The following is a 4,156-nucleotide window of genomic DNA, read 5'->3' on the forward strand; positions in this document are numbered from 1 at the left end:
TACCAGCGTACGGCCCACAGAATGATGTCACGCTGAAAATGCCGGCCTTTGAATGGGTTCATGTGCAGCTCCATCAGCAAAAGGGGATGATAAGTTTATCACCACCGACTATTTGCAACAGTGCCCTTGTACGGTATGGGACCGAGTTTATGCCAGAGGGTAAAGTGATGATCAGGCACTTGAAACAACAGCAGCATCTGGAAAATCATCAGTTTATCTAATCAACTCATACCCTCATTCGATACGGATTTCACAATGTCCAACACTACCGAACGCCACCTCAAGACCGGAAACGATCCTCGCACAATGCCTGATTATTCAGCGCTACGTGATGAGCTTGCCAAACTCTCCCATCCTGCCCGTCCGGATGTGAATTGGGGGAATGTTGAAAAACTGGCATTAAACCTTTTCGATACCAATGGTGTCGAGCTTCAGACAGCTGCGTGGTATACCCTGGCAAGGGCACAACAGGCGGGTATACAGGGTTTCAATGAAGGTATGGCGATTCTGGATGCCCTGATACGCTACCAATGGTCAGCAATGTGGCCCGCTTCTGCACATGCCAGAATAGAAATACTTAGCAGCCTGAGTAAACGTCTTCAGCAGCTGTACCGGACTTTTTCCCTTCAGAAGGAGGATTTACCAGGCCTGAACCAGGGCATAAGGCTTTTGAGCTCAACAGGTGAAGCCTTGCAACGGCTCGAACTCCACAATGCAAGCGGATTTGAGCCGCTTCGTCAGATGCTGCAAAACACAACTATCAGGCTGGAGAATAGCGATGTCCCCTCAAGCCAGACAGAGAGCAATCTAACAGATGTAGCACTACCTGTTAGGGCTGAAAGGCAGAATAGGCAGCGCTGGGTATATGTGGTGAATTCTGAACCAGCAGTTGAAGTTGAAGTAATCAGAAAATCATCCACCAGGATCACTCCATTAGTGGCTTACTTCGGCGGTATTTTAACAGCTGCCGTACTGGGCATACTCGCCTTTATTTTTACTCCAATAGTATTCAGCCACCCCGGAGAAGATGCGTTGAACAACTCTCTCGCAGCTTTACCGTCCAGCATGCCTCTTCCGGCTGTAGATAAGCTACGCCAGGACGCCCCGACGTGGCTTGAATCCAGTGATACCTATGCAAAAAAATTAACTTCCCGTCTGAACGAACTGAGCATTCTTCCACCGTATTGGCCATTGCAATACGGTAATCAGTTGGTAGAACAAACGCGCCATCTTTACCCTAACACCAAATTTGCAGAGGAGGTGTCGGCTGACTGGCGGTCAAAGCTGCAAGCCAATAGTTTGCCCAATGCCACCATTTCAGGTTGGTATAGGGGAGTATCTGAGCTTCAGACGCTTCAGGACAGACTTAATCAACTCGACGAGAAGAAGGGCAAATACCTGACCGTTAGTGAGCTTAAAACTGCTGTGTTCTCTATATCAAAGTCCTTAAACGAAAGCGTGCCAGTTGAAGAATTAATCCGGCAACTGCAAAATTCCCCGCAGGATCAACCGCTGTCCCGAGACCTGCTCAACCGGGCAGATCTACAGCTCAGGCAACTGAATAACTCCTACATCATGGCCACGTCAAACAACCAAAAATAGATTTTGGGTTAGACATACCAGGTAATGATGAAGACGCGCCGGTTTGGCTTCATACACCTCATCCCTACCTACTTCGAAACTCGAAACTTGACCTCATTTCGCCGGTTCGCCAACAACCAATTTCATGATAATCTCCGGCCTTAAAATTTTCCTTAACAGTCGTGGAGAAAGTATTGACTGAGCTAACTACTAAGCGCCCTGATACTGAACTAGCTCATCTCGCCTGGTGCATCATCGTAGCGGTAAAGCTTGCACGGAAAGAGGGAAGATCTCTCACGTCTCTTCAAACACACATGTTCATAATGCAGTGGCTTTCAACCGCTCAGAAACGCAAGGTTTTTCCTAAATCTCTGGCGCCTGACATAATCTGGTTACAGGAACAAGGGAAACTGAAAGGGCCATCAGCACGGCTTTACAGCAAGGTGGAGTATATCTGGCTGGCAAGCTCTGGTGAGTTAGCCAATCAGAGCACGCTGTTTAGATTCACCTGCATGATTGACACGCTACGTTCAATGGGCTGGCAGGATCACCTATTATCCGATACCGAGTGGCAGGATGGTTGGAAATGCGGTACAGATGTATCGGCTGTGTATACACAGAAATCTCAACTCCATAGCTCATTTACAGAATCAGGAAATCTTATATTGCCACTTGAGGTGCGTGTAACTGGCGTTCCAGACGGGATATTTCCATTATTGGAGCAGTGCGGGCTCAAAACTGAGAAATTGCCTGTGAGTATGGGTTATACTGTCCTGATTTTTCAGCCAGAGATTGATTTAAGTTCCGTGAAGCAAGATATCGTTGAATATTAATGGCCTGAGGATTCAGACCAATAATAATTTATCTTTAGCCCACAACTCGCTTAAACGGTCTCTGACTATCAAAGTGAAGTTAATCTTTGCCGTGTATTTTATAAAATCAATCTCAACACAGGAGGCGTTACCTATGACAGAAGATATGCAGCCACGATCTATTGAGACAAAATTCAGAAAACTTTTAGGGACAGTAAACCCACATTTAATTCTGATTGATGTAGCAGTAAAGGAACTCCTTTGCAAAGATGAATCTGGCCGCATTAACATTAATCGAATTGAAGACGTAACTAAAAAGCATAAAAATGCAAAACTAAAAGTTGCACATTTAGAGATTTACAAAACATCTCTCTACGTAACACAAAGTCATATTGCATTTATATATAGCTGCCTAGAATCATTTTTGAAAGACTACATTTCCTTGTCAAAAAAAATATATAGTGATGAACGGTCATTCAATATTGATAATGTAGACATACTACGTAGAGCAATTCACCATGCTCATGTGAACAAAATAAATGGTAAGATTACGCATCCTAAATTAAACCATAATGAGTTGTCAATTTACATTGATGAACTTGATTTAAAATTATTGGATTACTTTAGACTTGTTCGTAATATTAACGCACATAGCCGAGAAAACACTAATCTTTGGGAAGAAATGTTTTCAGAATCTGACTTAATTAAAATGAGTAAAAAATACAAGCATGAAGTTAATAAAGAAGCTGAATTAACAATACGTGATGTAATTCTGTATTCTCAGGTATGCCAACAGGTCGCCCACCATATCTGCCAAAAAATGTTAGACATTGAAAAAATCGCAAAATCACTTTGCATAAAATATAAACACCTTACTGGTCCTCGTAAAGACAATGCAATCACAAAGACATTAATCAACAATTACTTGCAAGATAAAGATGAGGTTGATAGACTCCGGAATGCATTTAATGGCTGGTTAGCTTAGTTGGTAGAGCTCCCTGGGTCCCTTCATAAGCAATTTTGAAGGGCCTTCCAATAGGTTTAGGTACTGAATCTATTGGAAGGGGATGTGAGGTTCGAGTCCTCGCCAGCCACCAATCTTTTCATGATCAAAACCTCTTCTTCGAATTAATACAAAACCTTTACATCTTCACCCGGTGACAAGCTGCTAATAGATCTGTAATGTTCAATGTGTGGCTCGCACGCCTCCGGTGACTTAGGCATAAGTTGCTGATGGGTCGAAAAGACGTTCGGAGACTGCCCTGTGGGCAAACTTATCATTGGCAGGGCTGATGGTGAGGGTTAAAGAGCGTTTCAGGAAACTCGGAACGTGGGAACAATACCGGTTATGTAAACCACGAACTGTCCAAGGCTGCGGCAGTATAAATACGCCAGATATTACGTGTCTGGGGCCCCAGATCATATCAGAGCATAAGCGATGAATATCGATCTGAAAATTGAGATAAAAGTGGATGTAGCGGCGGTCATTGTGTCCATTACTGGTCTTTTGACTCTTGTTACGAAGTACCTCGGCTATCTCTAAACAAATCCTGGGCGGTCATATGACTGCCCAGGCACTCAAACCCCACCTGACAATCGGACTTGTCCAGAGCGTTAATTATCAGGAACAGCTTGCCAATGTTGGTTATGTAAAAACCAGGTATTTATCGTACCTCATTTTTCGGTTATAATAATTAATTGAAATTAACAATAGAATAATCCCGTAGGAAAGAATGAATAATAAAATACCTAACAATGTAATT

3 protein-coding genes, 1 tRNA gene and 1 pseudogene are annotated in these 4,156 nt (G+C 43.4%); all 5 read left to right on the forward strand.

The genetic code is table 11. The annotated features are described in order from the left end of the window. Positions 1 to 125: 125 nt before the first annotated feature. Positions 126 to 221 (forward strand): annotated as a pseudogene (locus APU11_RS28690) (type VI secretion system baseplate subunit TssE); the annotation flags it as partial. A 34-nt stretch (positions 222 to 255) separates the two neighbouring features. Continuing rightward, on the forward strand, positions 256 to 1,602 hold the full coding sequence (locus APU11_RS21555) for a VasL domain-containing protein (RefSeq protein WP_032669151.1): 1,347 nt from the start codon (positions 256 to 258) through the stop codon (positions 1,600 to 1,602). A gap of 173 nt (positions 1,603 to 1,775) precedes the next feature. Next, complete coding sequence (locus tag APU11_RS21560; protein WP_060578718.1) at positions 1,776 to 2,414, forward strand: DUF2913 family protein; 639 nt, start codon at positions 1,776 to 1,778, stop codon at positions 2,412 to 2,414. A gap of 133 nt (positions 2,415 to 2,547) precedes the next feature. After that, positions 2,548 to 3,378 carry a hypothetical protein gene (locus APU11_RS21565; protein WP_100135202.1) on the forward strand — a complete coding sequence of 277 codons (831 nt, stop codon included), beginning with the start codon at positions 2,548 to 2,550 and terminating at the stop codon, positions 3,376 to 3,378. Next, positions 3,364 to 3,490 (forward strand) — tRNA-OTHER (locus APU11_RS28525). Before APU11_RS21565 ends, APU11_RS28525 begins: the two co-directional genes overlap by 15 nt. The last annotated feature ends 666 nt before the right edge of the window (positions 3,491 to 4,156 follow it).

The sequence above is a fragment of the Enterobacter sp. 50793107 genome (genome assembly GCF_001463365.1).
Lineage (GTDB): Bacteria > Pseudomonadota > Gammaproteobacteria > Enterobacterales > Enterobacteriaceae > Enterobacter > Enterobacter cloacae.

Coding starts and splice junctions, on each gene's coding strand:
- APU11_RS21555 (WP_032669151.1), top strand. CDS start 256: ATGTCCAACACTACCGAACGCCACCTCAAGACCGGAAACGATCCTCGC.
- APU11_RS21565 (WP_100135202.1), top strand. CDS start 2,548: ATGACAGAAGATATGCAGCCACGATCTATTGAGACAAAATTCAGAAAA.